Source organism: Marinobacter sp. OP 3.4 (assembly GCF_036224885.1).
Classification (GTDB): domain Bacteria; phylum Pseudomonadota; class Gammaproteobacteria; order Pseudomonadales; family Oleiphilaceae; genus Marinobacter.
In genome coordinates this window covers 46,699-64,396 of the sequence record NZ_JAVVLT010000040.1, presented here as the reverse complement: position 1 = coordinate 64,396, position 17,698 = coordinate 46,699, and the positions used below count along the sequence as shown (strand labels likewise).

13 protein-coding genes are annotated in these 17,698 nt (G+C 63.9%); 10 read left to right on the top strand and 3 right to left on the bottom strand.

All coding sequences use genetic code 11. The features are described from left to right. Window positions 1-344 precede the first annotated feature (344 nt). Genes adk through RO069_RS07940 form a run of 4 tightly spaced genes read left to right on the top strand, consistent with a single transcriptional unit; the run spans window position 345 to window position 2,954 of the window. Window positions 345-998, top strand: coding sequence for an adenylate kinase (gene adk, locus RO069_RS07955; RefSeq protein ID WP_328186562.1), 654 nt, complete (start codon window positions 345-347; stop codon window positions 996-998). Window positions 999-1,007: 9 nt separating this feature from the next. Further along, entirely contained in the window at window positions 1,008-1,703 is a 696-nt protein-coding gene (gene tsaB, locus RO069_RS07950) for a tRNA (adenosine(37)-N6)-threonylcarbamoyltransferase complex dimerization subunit type 1 TsaB (protein ID WP_328186560.1), read from the top strand. A 33-nt stretch (window positions 1,704-1,736) separates the two neighbouring features. Next, complete coding sequence (locus RO069_RS07945) at window positions 1,737-2,108, top strand: UDP pyrophosphate phosphatase (protein ID WP_328186558.1); 372 nt, start codon at window positions 1,737-1,739, stop codon at window positions 2,106-2,108. A gap of 12 nt (window positions 2,109-2,120) precedes the next feature. Further along, on the top strand, window positions 2,121-2,954 hold the full coding sequence (locus RO069_RS07940) for a class I SAM-dependent methyltransferase (RefSeq protein WP_328186556.1): 834 nt from the start codon (window positions 2,121-2,123) through the stop codon (window positions 2,952-2,954). Here RO069_RS07940 and plsB read toward each other — a convergent pair whose 3' ends face one another. Continuing rightward, window positions 2,955-5,423, bottom strand: a complete 2,469-nt coding sequence (plsB, locus tag RO069_RS07935) for a glycerol-3-phosphate 1-O-acyltransferase PlsB (protein WP_328186554.1) — start codon at window positions 5,421-5,423, stop codon at window positions 2,955-2,957. A 127-nt stretch (window positions 5,424-5,550) separates the two neighbouring features. On the opposite strand from plsB, the gene nudC reads away from it, so the two are divergent. Then, complete coding sequence (gene nudC / locus RO069_RS07930; RefSeq protein WP_328186552.1) at window positions 5,551-6,357, top strand: NAD(+) diphosphatase; 807 nt, start codon at window positions 5,551-5,553, stop codon at window positions 6,355-6,357. Beyond that, window positions 6,354-7,169 carry a glutamate racemase gene (gene murI, locus RO069_RS07925; protein WP_328186550.1) on the top strand — a complete coding sequence of 272 codons (816 nt, stop codon included), beginning with the start codon at window positions 6,354-6,356 and terminating at the stop codon, window positions 7,167-7,169. The genes nudC and murI overlap by 4 nt, the downstream gene beginning before the upstream one ends. 12 nt (window positions 7,170-7,181) lie before the next feature. On the opposite strand, the gene RO069_RS07920 is transcribed toward murI, so the two are convergent. Together RO069_RS07920 and RO069_RS07915 are read right to left on the bottom strand one after the other, a co-directional pair. After that, complete coding sequence (locus tag RO069_RS07920) at window positions 7,182-9,359, bottom strand: EAL domain-containing protein (RefSeq protein ID WP_328186548.1); 2,178 nt, start codon at window positions 9,357-9,359, stop codon at window positions 7,182-7,184. 87 nt (window positions 9,360-9,446) lie between these two features. Beyond that, window positions 9,447-10,991: an HDOD domain-containing protein gene (locus RO069_RS07915; protein WP_328186546.1), complete on the bottom strand. Its 1,545-nt coding sequence runs from the start codon at window positions 10,989-10,991 to the stop codon at window positions 9,447-9,449. Between the two features lie 218 nt (window positions 10,992-11,209). On the opposite strand from RO069_RS07915, the gene RO069_RS07910 reads away from it, so the two are divergent. From RO069_RS07910 to RO069_RS07895, 4 genes are all read left to right on the top strand, one after another. Beyond that, on the top strand, window positions 11,210-12,463 hold the full coding sequence (locus RO069_RS07910) for a MinD/ParA family ATP-binding protein (RefSeq protein ID WP_328186545.1): 1,254 nt from the start codon (window positions 11,210-11,212) through the stop codon (window positions 12,461-12,463). Window positions 12,464-13,038: 575 nt separating this feature from the next. After that, complete coding sequence (locus RO069_RS07905) at window positions 13,039-14,583, top strand: fatty acyl-CoA reductase (protein ID WP_328186544.1); 1,545 nt, start codon at window positions 13,039-13,041, stop codon at window positions 14,581-14,583. 307 nt (window positions 14,584-14,890) lie between these two features. After that, window positions 14,891-16,837 (top strand): acetate--CoA ligase, encoded by a 1,947-nt coding sequence (gene acs / locus RO069_RS07900; RefSeq protein WP_328186543.1) that lies wholly within the window; start codon window positions 14,891-14,893, stop codon window positions 16,835-16,837. 181 nt (window positions 16,838-17,018) lie between these two features. After that, a complete protein-coding gene (locus tag RO069_RS07895) occupies window positions 17,019-17,684 on the top strand; it encodes a response regulator transcription factor (protein WP_328186542.1) in 666 nt (221 codons plus the stop codon). Window positions 17,685-17,698 lie beyond the last annotated feature (14 nt).

Below are 17,698 nucleotides of genomic sequence, written 5' to 3'. Positions count from 1 at the left end.
GAGCGTCCCACTTTGAGGCCATTTTGACGGTCATTTGAGGCGCATAGTGGTTCTACGCAACGAAAATGAGCGCTCAAAAGGGGCCAAAGTGGGGCGGTCGCAGCAGCGGGACTTTCTGCCGCGTAGACTCCTAGGATGGACTGCGACGGACGTCGACTTTCTCTCACGGTCCCGACTTCGTATAATGCCCGCTTTTCGTGCGCCCGTGGCGGCTGCGAGAGGCTGTTGCCAAGCCTTGTGGTGATTGTGGAGATTATAGGGGAGAGTGTCGTAACCCTGGGTTTGGCAACCGCTTTTCAACGATTCAAGACTACACAATTAACCAGGAAATGGGAGCATAACGTATGCGTATTATCATGTTGGGGGCGCCGGGAGCCGGCAAGGGGACCCAGGCACAGTTCATTACGGAACGGTTCGACATTCCCCAGATCTCCACAGGTGACATGCTCCGTGCCGCCGTCAAATCCGGTTCCGAGCTGGGCAAGAAAGTCCAGGCGGTGATGGATTCCGGCTCGCTGGTCTCCGACGACATCATTATCGAACTGATCGAGGAACGGGTCCAGCAGGATGACTGCCGTAACGGTTTCCTGCTGGACGGCTTCCCGCGCACCATTCCCCAGGCGGAAGCGCTGAAGACCCAGGGCATCAGTATTGACTATGTGGTGGAAATCGCCGTCGACGACGAGGAAATCGTCCAGCGTCTGGCGGGCCGCCGTGTGCATCCGGCCAGTGGTCGCATCTACCACGTCAAGTATGATCCGCCCAAGGTGGACGGCAAGGACGACCAGACCGGCGAACCGCTGGTGCAGCGCGAGGACGACCAGGAAGACACCGTCCGCAAGCGTCTCGAGGTCTACCATGAGCAGACCGAACCGCTTGTGGGCTACTACCAGGACTGGGCGGCCAGCGAGCCAGAGCAGGCCCCGAAGTACGTGCGTGTTGAAGGGGTGGGTTCCCTCGACGACATTCGCGAGCAGATCCTCTCCAAACTGGGCTAGTTCACGACCTTGAACCTTCTTGCCATTGATACCTCCACCGATGCCTGCTCCGTGGCCCTGCTTAGTGGCGGGGAACTGAGCGGGCATTGTCGTGTTGAGCCCCGGGGCCATACCCGCCTGATCATGCCCATGGTCCGTCAGTTGCTGGCGGAACAGGGGCTGGCCATGGCGGACCTGGATGCGCTGGCGTTCGCCGCCGGTCCCGGTTCGTTCACCGGGCTGCGGATTGCCACCGGGGTGATCCAGGGCCTGGCCTGGGGGCTGGAACTACCGGTGGTGCCGGTCTCCTCCCTGCAGGCAGTGGCGCTGGAACTGGCGCAGAATCATGACGCCGGGGAAGGGGACGGCATGGCCGTGGCCTTCGATGCCCGCATGGACGAAGTCTACTGGGGCTGTTTCCAACTGGTGGATGGCCTTCCGCAGCTGTTGGCACCGGAACGGGTCTGCCCCCCGGAACAGGTGAGCCTGCCGGAGGGCTGCAGCCGCTGGTTGGCAGGAGGCAGTGGTTGGCGCTATGCTGATTGCATACCCGACAGTGTCACGGGTTCGGTGAATCCGCCGAATCCGGCGCTTGCCCCGGATGCCCGCTTCGTTGCCCGACTGGCGGCGGTGGCCTGGCAGCAGGGGAAAGCGGTACCGGCGGCCCAGGCGCAACCGGTGTATTTGCGGGATGAAGTCACCTGGAAGAAACTTCCGGGGCGTTAGGCTCCTCTTAAAGGTACGTGCGGATCAGTGGCCATGATTGGTGGTATCAACTCCAACAACCCCTACGTCGGTAACAACGGCGGTGCCCGCGAGCGCAACGATGCGGCCCGCGCTCCCGCCGCACGTCCGCAGGTCCTGACCGATGATCGCCAGGACGCCCGACCATCACCGGCCGGTGGCGAGGCCCCCGGGTCCGGTACGGCGCCCGCCGATGATAACCAGGGTTACCTGCGCCGGATCCAGGCCCGTTCCGCCGCCGAGGACACCCGCCTCGAACCCTTCCGGGCAGAAGAGATCCCCATGGCCAACGCCCGCGCACTGGAGGCCTTTGCCGCTGTCGCCAGTCAGCGTGAGGGCATGGACGGATACGACGCCGAGCTTGCGGGCATCGATATCCGCGTCTGATACCCTGTCCCCATGTCAAAACCCCCGTTAACCGATCTGGACGCTACCCACACGGGCATTCCGCCGGTGGCCTGCGACGTCGCGGACCGTTATCCCGCTGCCGAAGCCCTGGCCACCCGGCTGGGCGCCACCTTCCTGGGCATCCGGTCCGCCAGGGATATCGGGGACAGTCCGGTGGTGCTGTTGCTGGACGAGCGCGGCCTTTCACTGCAGGCCACCGGACGCAAGGCCCCGGGGCCGGTACGGGCGGAGTTTGTCTCCGGCAAGGCCGGTTACCGGCTGGCCCACGGCGGCGGCACCGGCCAGCTCATCGCCAAGGCCATCGGCCTCAAGCGCACCCACGACACCCTGCATATCCTGGATGCCACCGCCGGCCTGGGACAGGATGCGTTCGTGCTGGCGGGCCTGGGGCACCAGGTCACCCTGCTGGAGCGCTCACCGGTGATTCACGCCCTGCTGGAGGATGGCCTGGCACGGGCGGCGGCCAGCGACAGTACGGCGGCGGTGGTGGCCCGCATGACCCTGGTGCTGGCGGACAGCATCACCTGGCTGGAGGCACGGGCGGGGAAGCCGGTTGCGGACGTGATCTACCTGGACCCCATGTTCCCCCACCGGGACAAGTCGGCCCTGGTGAAGAAGGAGATGCAGCTGTTCCGGCCGGTGGTGGGGGACGACCCGGACGCCGCCGCGCTGCTGGAGGCGGCCCTGGACTGCGCCCGGTACCGGGTGGTGGTCAAGCGATCACGCCGGGCACCGGCCATTGAGGGCCCGTCGCCGGGGCTGACGCTGGAGGGCAAGAGCAGCCGCTACGACGTCTATCCCCTCAAGGCCCTGCCATCCAACTGATCAGAGCGCGCCGAGCCGTGTGACCTGGGCGATGGCCTGGCGTTTCTCCACGTTCAGCACCAGGCGGGCATCCTCCGACACCTCTTCCAGCTCCCGGGTATAACCCAGCCGCTCGTTGTCGCCGGCAATGATCACATCGTTCCGGCGGAGGTTGTCGATAAAGTTCCGGAACAGGGCCTTGTCGAAGAACTCCGGGGCATTAAGACCGAACAGGATCGACATCCGTTCCGCCATCAGCACGCTTTCCTCTTCCAGTTCCCGGGCGGTGAGCACCCCCGGGCCATGCTTGCGCAGGGTGGCGATGACGATGTAGTAGCGCTCCAGGGTCTGGATGATAAAGCGTGACAGGGTGTGGAGCTGCAGGCGCTGATCGGTGCCCTCGTCCGGGCCCATGACACGGTCGCCGTCAGTGCGCAGGATGCCGTGTTCCACCAGGGTATCGATCCAGCGGTCCACCTCGACCCCCACGGTATCGGCGTCGTAGCGCAGGAACAGCTCCGACTGCAGGTAGGGGTAGATGGCACTGGCCAGGAAGATTACCCGGTCCCGGGCCAGGGACGTGCAGTTCTCGAACAGGCAGGCAATCAGCGCCGGCAGCGCGAACAGGTGCTGGATGTTGTTGCGGTAATAGGTCATCAGGGTGGCATTGACCCCATCCAGGCCGATGATGTCCCCCAGCTTCTGGGGGTGGCGGCCCACCATGCCCATCTTTTCGCAGTAGCGGATCCACTCGCGGCCATCGCCCTCGGGGAAGGTGACGGTGTCCGCATAGGGGTGGGACTTGAGGATCGCCAGGTACTGGTCCATCAGCCGGGCCAGTTGCCGCTCGTCCATGGCCAGGCGCTCGGTGGCGAGGAGGACCGTGGCCACCAGGGTCACCGGATTGACGGCCACCGCCCCGTTGATGCCGGTGGCCACCTGCCGGGCCAGGTGATTCACCGCGTCGTTCAGCCAGGCCGGTCTGGCGTCCTGACCCACGGCTTCGTTCTGCCAGCCGGGCCGGGCCTGTTCCAGGGCCGTGGCCAGGTCGATACCGGTGCCGAAATTGACCGAGACCTTGCCGAAGGAGTTGCGCAGCTTGCGGGCCGATTTTGCCAGCCCCACCACGCTTTCCTGTTTTTTCTTCTTGCCCCGCAGTTCGCCCATATAGGAGCGGCCCTCCATGACCTTCTCATAGCCGATGTAGACGGGTACCAGCACGATGGGCTTCTGGTGGTCCCGCAGGAAACTCCGTACCGTCATGGAGAGCATGCCCGGACGCGGTTGCAGGGTGCGCCCGGTACGACTGCGGCCCCCTTCCACGAAGTACTCCACCGAATAGCCCCGGGTGAACATGACATGCATGTACTCGTTGAACACCGTGGCGTAGAGCGGATTGTCGCGGAAACTGCGGCGCATGAAGAAGGCGCCGCCACGGCGCAGGATGGGGCCCACCACCGGCATGTTCAGGTTGATGCCGGCGGCAATATGGGGCGGCATCAGACCGTTGCGGTAGAGCACGTAGGACAGCAGCAGGTAGTCGATATGGGAGCGGTGACAGGGCACATAGACCACGGCGTTCTTTTCCGCGACTTCCTGCACCTCACGGATGTTGTTGATACGAACGCCGTTGTAGATGCGGTTCCACAACCACCCCAGGATGATCTCCAGGATGCGGATGGTGGCGATGGACATACTGGAGGCGATTTCGTTGGCATAACCCCAGGCCCGGTTGCGGATCTTGTCCGGGTGGACTTCCTCCCGGCGGGCGGTCTCGCGGATGGCGTCCCGCACCGCAGGGGTACGGATCAGGTCCGCCACCAGGGTGCGACGGTGTGACAGGTCCGGCCCCAGCACTGCCTGGCGTACCCGGCGGAAGTGAGTGCGCAGCAGCCGGGCGGTCTTGCGGTTGGCCCTGGCCATGCTGCGGTGGTGCTCCCGGACCATGTCGGCCAGGGACATGGGCTCGCCGAAGCGGACCAGGGTATTGCGACCGTGCACCAGGATGATCAGCAGTTTCTGGAAGCGGCCGGCCACCGACCAGGTATCCGACAGCAACAGCTTGAGGAACGACTTCTCCTTGTCCGGCGACCGTCCCCAGAACAGCGACACCGGCACCAGCTGGATATCCAGGGTGGGATCTTCCACGGACATGGCCACCAGGTGCTCCATGCGCCGGGTCATCACCGGAGTCGGGCGTGGGCTGAAAGTGCCGCGGGCCCGGCGGTAGAGGAAGCAGAAGGACTGACGGGGCCCGTCATGGATGTTCATGGGGCCACGGGCCGGGGGCAGGCCGGCCCGTTCCACCTCCTGTTCCAGTACCAGCCGGGCCGACAGGGAACTGTATTGTATGACGTAGCAGACCGGGCGTTTCGGGTCCAGGTTCAACTCCTGCTTGCCGGCGCCGAGGACGTCCGTGCGCACCCACAGGAACAGGATCTTTCGCAACAGGGTGGTCAGGGCGCCGGATACGGCAGGCAAAAATCGCATTCAGTCAGACTCCGGACAGAGAAGAGCCACAAGTGTACTTTGTCGCCGGTTCCGGACAAAGTGGTGAGTGCGTTCCCCTTCAACAGATATGATACATTTCAGCCTTTGTAACCTGGTGGAGTGGTTGATGGAGAACTGGAGTGCAGGGTGGTCCCGCAAGGCGCCCGCTGACGACGACCTGGTTGTGGCCATGAACGGTCCGGAAATCTGGTGCCCGGAGGATGGCTGGACCCATCGATGGGCTGCGGTGGACGGCGCCCTGGATGAGGGAACGGACCCCGTCTACGTGGGTGAACTGGATGGCCGGGGGGTCTACGTGGCCAGCGTTGACCCGGGTATGCTGCTCTACGCCACCCGACCGGTTCACCTGCGGGAGGCCCTGCTCACCATGCCGGATGCACCGGCGGCCCTGCTGGGCACCGCCTCCCAGGTGCAGCAGTGGTTCCTGGATCACCGTTTCTGTGGCCGCTGCGGCGGCGAGACCGGTTTCCATCCCGCCGAGCGGGCCCGCTGGTGTGACCACTGTTCGATCCCGTTCTATCCGCGACTGGCCCCCTGCGTCATTGTGGTGATCCGCCGGGGCGACCGTTTCCTGCTGGCCCGATCCACCCGGGCGCGCAGCCATTTCTTCAGCCTGATTGCGGGCTTCGTGGAGCCCGGGGAAAGCGCGGAAGAGGCGGTGGCCCGGGAGACCATGGAGGAAACCGGCCTGACCGTGACCAACGTGCGTTACTGGACCTCGCAGCCCTGGCCATTCCCCCACCAGCTGATGCTGGGCTTCTTTGCCGACTATGAATCCGGTGACCTGGTATTGCAGGAGGACGAACTGGCGGAGGCGGACTGGTTCACCCCGGACGACCATCCTCCGATTCCCCCGGAGACCACCATCGCTGGTCGCCTGATCCAGCAACTGAAACGGGAGATGGCCGGGTGAGCTCGGCACAAGCTGACCGGGTGCCGGAAATCCTGGTATTCGATTCCGGCGTGGGCGGGCTGAGCATTGCCGCCTGTATCCATCAGCAACTCCCGGCGGCCCGCCTGACCCATCTGGCGGATAACGCCGGCTTTCCTTATGGCGGCCAGCCGGAGGAAGTGGTGGTGGACCGCACCGTCGGCCTGGTACAGGCGCAGCTTCGCCAGCGGCCCTTCGATGTGGTGGTGGTGGCCTGTAACACCGCCAGCACCGTGGCGCTGCCGGCGCTACGGTCGGCGGTGAGTGTTCCGGTGGTGGGGGTGGTGCCGGCCATCAAGCCCGCCGCCGCCCTGTCGGAGAATCGCCGTATCGGCCTGCTGGCGACTCCCGCCACGGTCAGGCGCCCCTACCTGGAGCAACTGGTCCGTGACTTCGCGCCGGATTGTGAGCTGGAACGGGTAGGGCACCCGGAACTGGTCACCTGGATCGAGGACTGGGCCCGTGGCCGGCCACTGCCGGAACCGGCCCTGTCGGTGGCCCTGCAGCCGTTCCGTGATGCGGGCGTCGACACGCTGGTGCTGGGCTGCACCCATTACCCGCTGATCCAGGATGAGCTCCGGCGTCTGCTACCGGACGTGCGCCACTGGGTGGATTCCGGTGACGCCATTGCCCGCCGCACCGGCTCCCTGCTGGAGGAGGCCGGGTTTGCACCCCGGGACCTCGTACGCGACCAGTCCTCCGGCCATCGCTGCCTGTTTTCCGCGCCGGCCACGGCGGATATCGACCCCTTCCTGGCCCGGCTCGGCTACCGCCGGGAGGTCATTCAGGCCTGATCCGGGCGCCGTTCAGAGACTCTCCAGAAGCGGGAGCGGGCTACGGTCGAGAATCTTGCGAACCTCCGGACCGGGCTGGGGACGGCCGAACAGAAAACCCTGGACATGGTCGCAGTTGCTGGCGGTCAGGTACGCCAGCTGATCCTCGTTCTCCACCCCCTCGGCGACAATCTCCAGCTTCAGCCCCCGGGCCATGGCAATGATGGCATTGACGATACAGGCCCCGTCGTTACCGGCACGAATGCCCTGGATAAAGCTGCGGTCCACCTTGAGGATGTGTATCGGCAGGTGGTGCAGGTAGCTCAGGGACGAATAACCGGTGCCGAAATCATCGATGGCAATGCGGATGCCCTGGTCGGCCAGCTCACGCAGCGTCTGGCTCACCTTCTCCAGGTCGTTCATGATCACGTTCTCGGTGATCTCGATCTCCAGGTTGCCGGGAGGAAAGCCCACCTGGCGCAGTTGTGCCATCAGGCGCTCGGTGAACATGGGATGTTCCACCTGGACCGGCGACAGGTTGACCGCCAGTCGCAGGTCGGGGTGGCCGGAAGCGATCCACTGGCCCACTTCGCGGCAGGCGTTGGCCAGCACCTGGTGACTGACGTCGGCAATCAGGTTGGTTTCCGACGCCAGGGGCAGGAATTCCGATGGTGGTAACAGGCCGCGATGCGGGTGTCGCCAGCGCACCAGTGCCTCCAGTCCCGCCACCTTGCCGGTGCGCAGGCAGACCTGGGGCTGGTAGTGAACCTCCAGTTCGCCACCGGTGATGGCCCGCCTCAGGTCCCGTTCCAGGGTCAGGCGCTGGCTGGAGTCCACGGTCATGCTGCTGTCGAAGAAGCAGTAGTTGTCCTTGCCCCGGGACTTGACGTGGTACATGGCCAGGTCGGCGTTGCGTATCAGCTGTTCGATGCGCTTGCCCGCTTCCGGGTACATGGCGATACCGATACTGACGCCGACAAAGATATCCTGGTTGTCGAGCCGGAACGGCGCCTTGAGGGCATCGATCAGCTTGCGGGCAATCACGGCGGCGTGATCCCGGTCCGGTACCATCGGCAGCAGCAGGGTGAATTCGTCGCCTCCGAACCGTGACAGGGTGTCGCCCTTGCGCAGGCATTTTTCCAGGCGCTGGGTGACCGCCTGCAGCAACCGGTCGCCCATGGAATGGCCCAGGGTGTCGTTGATGATCTTGAAGCGGTCCAGGTCCAGGAACATCACGGCCAGCGGATGACGGTGCCGGTTGGCCTGGTTGAGGGCCATGTTGAGCCGGTCCCGGAACAGGGCCCGGTTGGGCAGGCGGGTCAGCAGATCGTGGTAGGCCTGGAAGCTGATAAAGGCCTCGGCCTCCTTGCGCTCGGTGATATCCCGGGCGATGCCGTAGTAGCGTGCGCGTTCGTTGAGTTCCCGCTCCTCCGGATTGCCCGTGCTGCTCCAGCTACCCGGGTCGATGGGGAACGCAGTGATCTCGAAGTGCCGGGTGGACTGAAGCCTGCCCTCGGCCTTCAGGCGCACCTCGAAGGTGGCGGGCCGGTCCGTGCTGATGCCCGGGTCGTTGAGGGAGGGGGCGCTCAGTGACGCGTCCTCCTCATGCAGCAGCAGGCGGAAGTGCTGGCCGATCAGGTCGGAGGGCCGGTAACCGAGCAGGTTGGACACTTTGGGGTTGAGGAAGCAGAAACGCCCCTGGTCGTCGAGCATGAACACGATATCGGGGGAGTTGTTGACGATATAACGGTGCAGGGTTTCGGATTTCTCCAGCCGTTGCTGGACATCCTCGTGGGCCCGCAGCAGCGACTGCCTGCCGAGCACGTTCTCCAGGGTTGCCAGCACCTCCTCCGGGTCGAAGGGCTTGCGGATATAGTCGCTGGCCCCCCGCCGCAGGGCACGGCTGACCGACAGGAAGGAGGTTTCGCCGCTGACCACCACCAGCGCGCACCGGGGCTGCAGCCGGCAGGCTTCCTCCATCACCTGGAAGCCGTCGCGTCCGGGCATGTTGAGGTCCAGGAAGGCGAGGGTGAACGGGTGTTGCTGCAACAGGCGACAGGCCTCATTGCCATCGGCGGCCATGGAGACATGATAGCCATGGTCACCGAGCAGGTCCGACAGGCCTTTCAGCAGTCGCGGATTGTCATCGGCCACCAGTATCCGCTGGCGCTCCCGATAAGGTTCTGGATCTGATTCGACTTTATGGATCATCGCACGCTACTCGTCGACCTTTGTCGGTTTTCAGCGAGTTCCTTACCGCAGTTGCCCGGGGCATGGCCACCGGGTCCTGCCGTGCTGTTACCGATCTTCGGTACTGGTCCCCGCAGGGAATAGCAGCCGGAACAGGGTTCCCGAAGGACTGCTCTGGCAACTGATGATGGCGTCCATGTCATCCATTAACTGTTTGACGATGCTCAGGCCCAGGCCGCTGTGGGCGTCACCCTTGCCGGTGGCGACCGGCTCGAACAGGTGTCGGCTGACGGAATCCGGCAGACCGGGGCCGTCGTCCTCCACGGTCAGTTCCACCCATTGCCGGTTCTGTTGCCAGACCGGGGCGGAAGACCGCAGGGTGATTCGTACCGGCCCGTCCGGCCGGCTTTCCGCAGCATTGCGAAGCAGGTTGAGTACCACCTGCCGGATCTGTGACGCGGGGGCCGCAATGGCGGAACTCGTGTCGCAGAGTTCCAGCGCACAGGTGACCTGCAACTCCTGGAACAAGCCTTCCGCCAGCAGGTCCCGCAGCGCACGGACCTCGTGATTGAGGATAGCCTGGCCGTCGTTGTCCCGCTGTCCCGGCGCCCCGTCCGCGTTGTTGCTGGCCAGTTCCCCAAGCAACTCGCTGGCCCGGGCAAGTTCTTCCTCGATGATGTCGATATCCCGCTCGCTGCCGGTTTCCGTCAGTCGTTTGCGCAACTGGTAGAGGTATTGGCGAACCACCGTGAGCGGGCTGTTGATCTCATGGACCTGCCGGCGTATCTGCTCCGCCGACACCGGTGGCGCCGACTGCTCCAGCAGGTCCCGGGCCAGCAGTTCCCGGACGGCGGCAATGGTCAGCCGTCGCGTGGCCTGGTCGCCGTCGTAGTGGGTAAAGGCCGGCACGCCCATCTCCCGGGCCAGGTCCCCGGTTTCCAGCCGGATACGGCGCAGGATTTCCGCCGTCAGTTCATCCTCCAGCCCGAACAGAGCCTTCGCCATGGTCAGGCCATGGCCCTCCCGGATCACCAGTTGCACCGCCACCGCGATAATGCGGGCCAGGTGCCCGGTATCGCCCAGAGTGCCGGTATCATCCTGCTGATGGGCCAGGGCCTCCAGGATCGCCGGGTCCAGTTGCCAGTGGCGGGCGAGGGTGGTGCTGAGCGCCACGTAGCCGGTTTCCGGCGGCCGGTGGGGGGCCTCGAGTTCCTGCCGCAGCAGGAGCAGCCTGCCGGCGTTGTGCAGCATGCCGGTGAGAAAGGCGGTGTCCGTTGCCGGGTAGCGGGTCAGGCGCGCCAGTGCCCGGGCCATCAGGGCGACGGACAGGGCGTCATGCCAGAAACCGTGGAGCTGCTGCCAGTGGCCCTTGCCCAAGTCGAACAGCAGTTGTTGCAGGGCCGCGGTCAGTACCAGGTTCTGCACCCGATCGGTACCCAGGCGCAGCAGGGCCTGTTCCAGGCTGTCCATTGGTTGGCTCGGGTGCGAGCCGGCAGCGTTGGCCAGGGCAAGGATGCGTGCTGACAATGCCGTGTCGAGCTGGATGATATCGGTGATCCGCCGGTAGCTTCGCTGCTGTCGACAGGCTTCCAGAGCCCGTAAATGGGGCTCCGGAAGGGTGGGGAGCTGCTCAGTGGCCGACGGCGGTGTCATTGTCTTTGTGTAACGGTCCGTAACGTAATGTTAATGAACAATACGTTAGGATAGTCATTAGAGAATACATATCAAGAGATTTTTGCCGAGGAATTGATCAATCGTCCCTCCCATTCCCGGAATGGCCTGAATCAGGGTATCATTGTCGTTTTGGTGTACTCACCTGATGATGTTTTGGTCGACTGACGGATAGCGGCCATTAGTGCAGGGTTATGGATGTGAGCGATTCCCAGAATGACGGGGCACAGGGCAGTGGCGGCGTGCCGGACCGTACGGGGCGTCCCGATATTGTCGCCCTGACGGGCGGCAAGGGCGGCGTCGGCAAGACCTCGGTGGCCGTTAACCTGGCCCTGACCCTGGCGCGTCAGGGCCGGCGCGTGCTGCTGCTGGATGCGGACACCGACCTTGCCAATGTCAGTATCCTCCTCGGACTCTATCCCACGCGGACCCTCGAACACGCCATGGCAGGGGAGTGCCGGCTGGCCGATGTCATCCAGGAAGGGCCTTTTGGTCTGCATATCATTGCCGGTGCCTCCGGTGTGCAGCGGTGCATGGACCTGGACATCGGCGATGCCGAGGGGGTCCTCCGGGAGCTGGCGGGCATGGAGCGGGCCTACGACACCATCCTCATCGATACCGCCTCCGGACTGCGCCCGGCGGCGCTGCACATGATCGCCGCGTCGTCCCTGGCCTGCGCGGTGATCACGCCGGACCCGGCTTCCCTCACCGATGCCTTCTCCCTGCTCAGGGTGCTGCAGCGCCGGGGCTATCGGCGCACACCGGGGGTGGTGGTCAACATGGCGGCGGGGGCGTCCCAGGCGCGGTCGGTCTACCGTCGTTTCGCCGGTGCCACCCGTCGTCACCTGGGCATGGACGTGGACTACATCGGTGCCATCTGGCGGGATGAATCCATACGCCAGTCGGTGGAACTGCAGCGGCCGGTGGCCACACTGTCGGAGTCAGACCCTTCAAGCCGGCAGTTCGTCACCCTTTCCGACCAGTTGCTGGGGCATCTGTCACGGCTGCCGGCACGGAAAGCGGGGCTGGCGGCCTATTGGTATCATCGCAGCCGACGGCAGCAGGAAGCCTCCGGCCAGGCCCTGCCGGCGCCAGCCTCCGGATCGGCCGATGCCCGGCCCGATGGCAATGTGCCGACCGGCCATGGTACGCAGGTGGCGCAGGACGACACCCCTGACGCCCGTTGCCGGGCCCTGTTTGCCGACCTGGAGCGATTGCTGTCGGAACAACCCGGGGATGCCCGGCTCAGACAGGAAGCACTGCGCGGTGCCTCCGCGCTGTTATCGCGGATGGCGTCGTCGGAGCCGGAGTTGCCATCGCTTCCCCAAGGGACAGGCTACAGCAAGGCCGATTTCGGTTCCCAGGATGCCCTCCTGGAGCGCCTGAAGTCCCAGCCGGATTCCGTGCGTGTCGACGGATTCCTCGCGGCGCTCTCCAATACCGCTGACGAGTAGCCAATACCGCTGACCGGTAGCGGAACGTGCCCGGATTCCGGTCTTCCTCACGCACGTGGTGCCTCACCGGTTTATCGACCGATCCGATGCTTCAGGATCGCCCGTCACAGGATTGCCGTGCACTTCATTGGGGCGGCCCGGGGCGGGCAGGATAGGGAGAAATGACGATTGTCGTCGGGCTTCCCCCGGTCAATAATCAGCAGTTCTATAACACCTTTTGTTATTCAAAACCGTGACGTGATTTTCGTGATGAGTGTCATGAAGTTACGTTCATGAAATAGGCAGTTTAATTTGTGCGATTTGTCTCTATATTGTCACGATGCCATGCCAGACTCACGGCGTCTCAACGTGAGGGAACGCGGGCTGGCGCGATTTCTGCAGATTCCCCGACAGATAGTGCATTAATGGCCGTGACACTGATGTTCAGACGCACATCGGGTATGGCTGAGGCGATGCTTTCCCGGCGAGCCAAACGGCTCAGGGATAACCGGGTTTGACCACCAGGGATGCCATTGGGATCCGGAACCACCCCCCACGCCGGATCCGTGATATTAACGAGAAGGAGTTCAACTGAAATGACCCATCTGTTTCCGGATATCGACGACACAAGTTCCTCTGTGCGCCGCGCCCTGGAGGGCAAGCATATCCTGATCACCGGCACCACCGGTTTCCTTGGCAAGGCCGTGCTGGAGAAGCTGATCCGGGCAGTGCCCGAGATTGGCGGCATTCATCTGCTGGTCCGTGGTAACGCCCGCCACCCGGATGCCCGTGAACGCTTCTACAGTGAGATCGCCAGCGCCAGCGTATTCGAACTCCTGCGCAGTGAGGACCAGGAGGGGTTCGAGGCCTTCCTGGAAGACAAGGTGTACTGCGTCAAGGGCGAACTGACCCGCCCCCGGTTTGGCCTGCCCGATGCCGAGTACGAACGCCTGACGTCGCGCATCGACCTGGTGATCAACTCCGCCGCCAGCGTCAACTTCCGCGAGGAACTGGACAAGGCCCTCACCATCAACACCCTGTGCCTGGACAACGTGGCCCACTTTGCCCGCCATGGTGGTGGCATCCCGGTGGTGCAGGTGTCCACCTGCTACGTGAATGGCATGAACAGCGGCCAGGTGGCTGAAGACGTTATCAAGCCTGCCGGTGCCCCCATTCCCCAGAGCGAGGATGGCTATTTCCAGACCGACGCGCTGGTGCGGCTGCTCCACGACAAGATTACCGATGTGCGGTCCCGTTACTCCGGCAAGCAGCTGGAGAAGAAGCTGGTGGAACTGGGTATCCGCGAGGCCAACCACTATGGCTGGAGCGATACCTACACCTTCACCAAGTGGCTGGGCGAACAGCGGCTGATGGAGGCGCTGGCGGACCAGAGCCTGACCATCGTGCGGCCCTCCATTATCGAGAGCGCCCTGAAGGAGCCCATGCCGGGCTGGATCGAGGGGGTCAAGGTGGCCGACGCCATCATCCTGGCCTACGCCCGCGAGAAGGTGACCCTGTTCCCCGGCGACCGCGAGGGCGTGATTGACGTCATCCCGGTGGACCTGGTGGCCAACAGCATCCTGCTGGCCGGTGCCGAGGCAGTGAGTGCCGGACAACGCCGCCGTATCTACCAGTGCTGCAGTGGTTCCATGAACCCCATTTCCCTGGGGGAGTTTATTGACCACCTGATGGACGAGGCGCGGGAGAACCATGCCGCCTACGACAAACTGTTCAGTCGTCAGCCAACCAAGCCCTTCATTGCGGTGAACCGGGCCCTGTTCGATGCGGCGGTCACCGGTATCCGGGTGCCCCTGTCCCTGGCCAGCAAGGCCCTGAAGATGGCGGGCCAGAGCCGTGAGCTGAAGCTGCTTCGCAACCTGGACACCACCCGGGCCCTGGCAACCATCTTCGGCTTCTACACCGCGCCGGATTACGTGTTCCATAACGAGAAGCTGATGGACCTGGCCGAACGCATGGGGGATACCGACCGTGAGATGTTCTCGGTGGACCCGCGTCGTATTGGCTGGGAAACCTATCTCCGCAAGACCCACCTGGGTGGTCTCAACCGCTACGCCCTGGCCGAGCGCCGGGTGTACAGCCTGCGAGCCCGCCGCGAGCGCCGCGCTGCCGTCGCTGCCTGATATCCGCACAAACCGTCGTCTTCTCCCGGGGTTGCTTTTCAGCCGCCCCGGGGGGAACTATCCTTCCTGTATGCGACACCTGTCCCCTGACATCGTCAGAACACTCTGGTAGTACGTTGGTCTAATTCAATGGTCAGGTCTGACATGGTCAGATAGGGCAATCCACTTATCAGGGATTTGATGGGCCGACCGACTGACGGCCACGATCCCTGCCCACTGCTGAAACCCGACTGCCCGGCAGTGGCTGACAAGTTCTGTTCCAACAATTCCGACAACTCAGCAACAGACTCTGAAAAAGGGGGAGATAATGACCGACAAGAAGCTATACCCGGTACCCGACAGCTTCGCGAAACGAGCCATCGTCAATCGCGAGCAATACGAACAGATGTACAAACAGTCCATCGAGGACCCGGAGACCTTCTGGGGTGAACACGGCAAGCGACTGGACTGGATCAAGCCCTACAGCAAAGTCAAGAATTCCACCTACGACTACGACAACCTCTCCATCAAGTGGTTTGAGGACGGCGTGCTCAACGCCTCCGCCAACTGCCTGGACCGGCACCTGGAGACGCGCGGCGACAAGACCGCGATCATCTTCGAGGGCGATGACCCCGCCGATTCCCGCCATGTGACCTATCGTGAGCTGCATGCGGAGACCGCCAAGTTCGCCAACGTACTCAAGACCCTGGGGGTCAAGAAGGGCGACGTGGTCACCATCTACATGCCGATGATTGTGGAAACCGCCGTGGCCATGCTGGCCTGTGCCCGTATTGGCGCCATCCACTCCGTGGTGTTCGGCGGCTTCTCGCCGGAAGCCCTGGGTGCCCGCATCGAGAACGGCAAATCCCGGTTCGTGGTGACTGCGGATGAAGGTGTGCGCGGTGGTCGCAAGATCCCGTTGAAGAAGAATGTGGACGCTGCCCTCAAGGGCAAGAACGTGCCGGATGTCGAGAAGGTGGTAGTGGTCAAACGCACCGGCGGGGACGTGCCCTGGGACGCCAGCCGTGATGTGCACTACGAGGACCTGATGAAGGACGCCTCCGCCGAGTGCCCGCCGGAGCCCATGGGCGCCGAGGATCCGCTGTTCATGCTGTATACCTCCGGCTCCACTGGCGCCCCCAAGGGCGTGCTGCACACCACGGGCGGTTACCTGACCTTTGTGTCCATGACCCATGAGTACGTCTTCGACTACCAGGAAGGCGATGTCTACTGGTGTACCGCCGACTTCGGCTGGGTGACCGGCCACAGCTATATCCTGTACGGCCCGCTGGCCAATGGCGCCATTACCGTACTGTTTGAAGGGGTGCCCAACTACCCGGACACCTCCCGCATGGGGCAGGTGGTGGACAAGCACAAGGTCAACGTGCTGTACACCGCCCCCACCGCCATTCGCGCCCTGATGGCCGAAGGCGAGGACTGCATGAAGGGCACCACCCGGGAGAGCCTGCACCTGCTGGGTTCCGTGGGGGAGCCGATCAACCCGGAAGCCTGGGAGTGGTACCACCGGGTAATCGGCAACAGCCAGTGCCCCATCGTGGACACCTGGTGGCAGACCGAGACCGGCGGCATCCTGATTTCCCCGCTGCCCGGGGCCGTGGACCTCAAACCGGGCTCCGCCACCCTGCCGTTCTTCGGTGTCAAGCCGGCGCTGGTGGACAACGACGGCAATATCCTGGACGGCAAGGCCGAGGGCAACCTGGTCATCCTCGACAGCTGGCCGGGGCAGATGCGCACCATCTATGGGGACCACGAAAGGTTCAAGCAGACCTACTTCAGCACCTACGCCGGCATGTACTTCACCGGTGACGGCGCCCGCCGTGACGAGGACGGCTACTACTGGATCACCGGTCGCGTGGACGACGTGCTAAACGTATCCGGCCATCGGCTGGGCACCGCCGAGGTGGAAAGCGCCCTGGTGGCCCACGACAAGGTGGCCGAAGCCGCCGTGGTGGGGTATCCCCACGACATCAAGGGGCAGGGCATCTACGTGTACGTCACCGTGGTACACGGCGTGGAGCCCACCGAGGAACTGCGCAAGGAACTGGTGCAGTGGGTACGCAAGGAGATCGGCCCGATCGCCTCGCCGGATGTCATCCAGTGGGCGCCGGGGCTGCCCAAGACCCGCTCCGGCAAGATCATGCGCCGTATCCTGCGTAAGATCGCCGCCAACGAGCACGATCAGCTGGGGGATACCTCCACCCTGGCGGATCCGAGCGTGGTGGACGAGCTTATCAGTGAGCGTGCTTTCAAGTAGACTCCCGTCCATAACGACGGACGGCGATGCCCGCAGGGATCATGCCCCTGCGGGCATTGTTGTGTTTGGGGTAGAATAACCCTGTTTCCCCGCCGGGTTTTCCGCTGATGTAACGGATCAGCGCTGAGAGATAGCCCGTTGCCAGGGTACAAACACTGGTTTAACAAGAGGATGTCCGTGGATGGCCCAACACATAATCATCGCCGATGACCACCCGCTGTTCCGCGCCGCCCTGCGCCAGGCAGTCAGCCAGGCCGTACCCGACGCGGAGGTGGCCGAGGTCGAGAGCATCAAGGCCCTGCAGGCGGAGGTGGAGCGGAAGCCGGACGCGGACCTGGTACTGCTGGACCTGAACATGCCAGGGGCCCATGGCTTCTCGGGCCTGGTGTTCATGAGGGGGCAGTATCCGGGGCTGCCGGTGGTGGTGGTATCCGGTTCCGAGGACCTGCAGGTGATGCGCCGCTCCATCGACTATGGCGCCTCGGGCTTCATCCCCAAATCCGCCCCCCTGCCGGAAATCACCGAGGCCATCCAGGCGGTGCTGGAAGGGGACATGTGGCTGCCGGCAGGCGTCGCGGAAAAGCTGGAACAGATGCAGGCGGAGAGTACCGACTTCTCGGATCGCCTGGCCTCCCTCACACCGCAGCAGTTCCGGGTACTCGGGATGCTGGCGGAAGGCATGCTCAACAAGCAGATCGCCTACGACCTGGACGTCTCAGAAGCCACCATCAAGGCCCACATCACCGCCGTCTTCCGCAAGCTGGGCGTACGCAACCGCACCCAGGCGGTGATCGCCATCCAGCAGATGGAGCTGGACCCGTCCGATACCTCCTTGTCCGGGGATTAGTAAAGCAGGGCTAA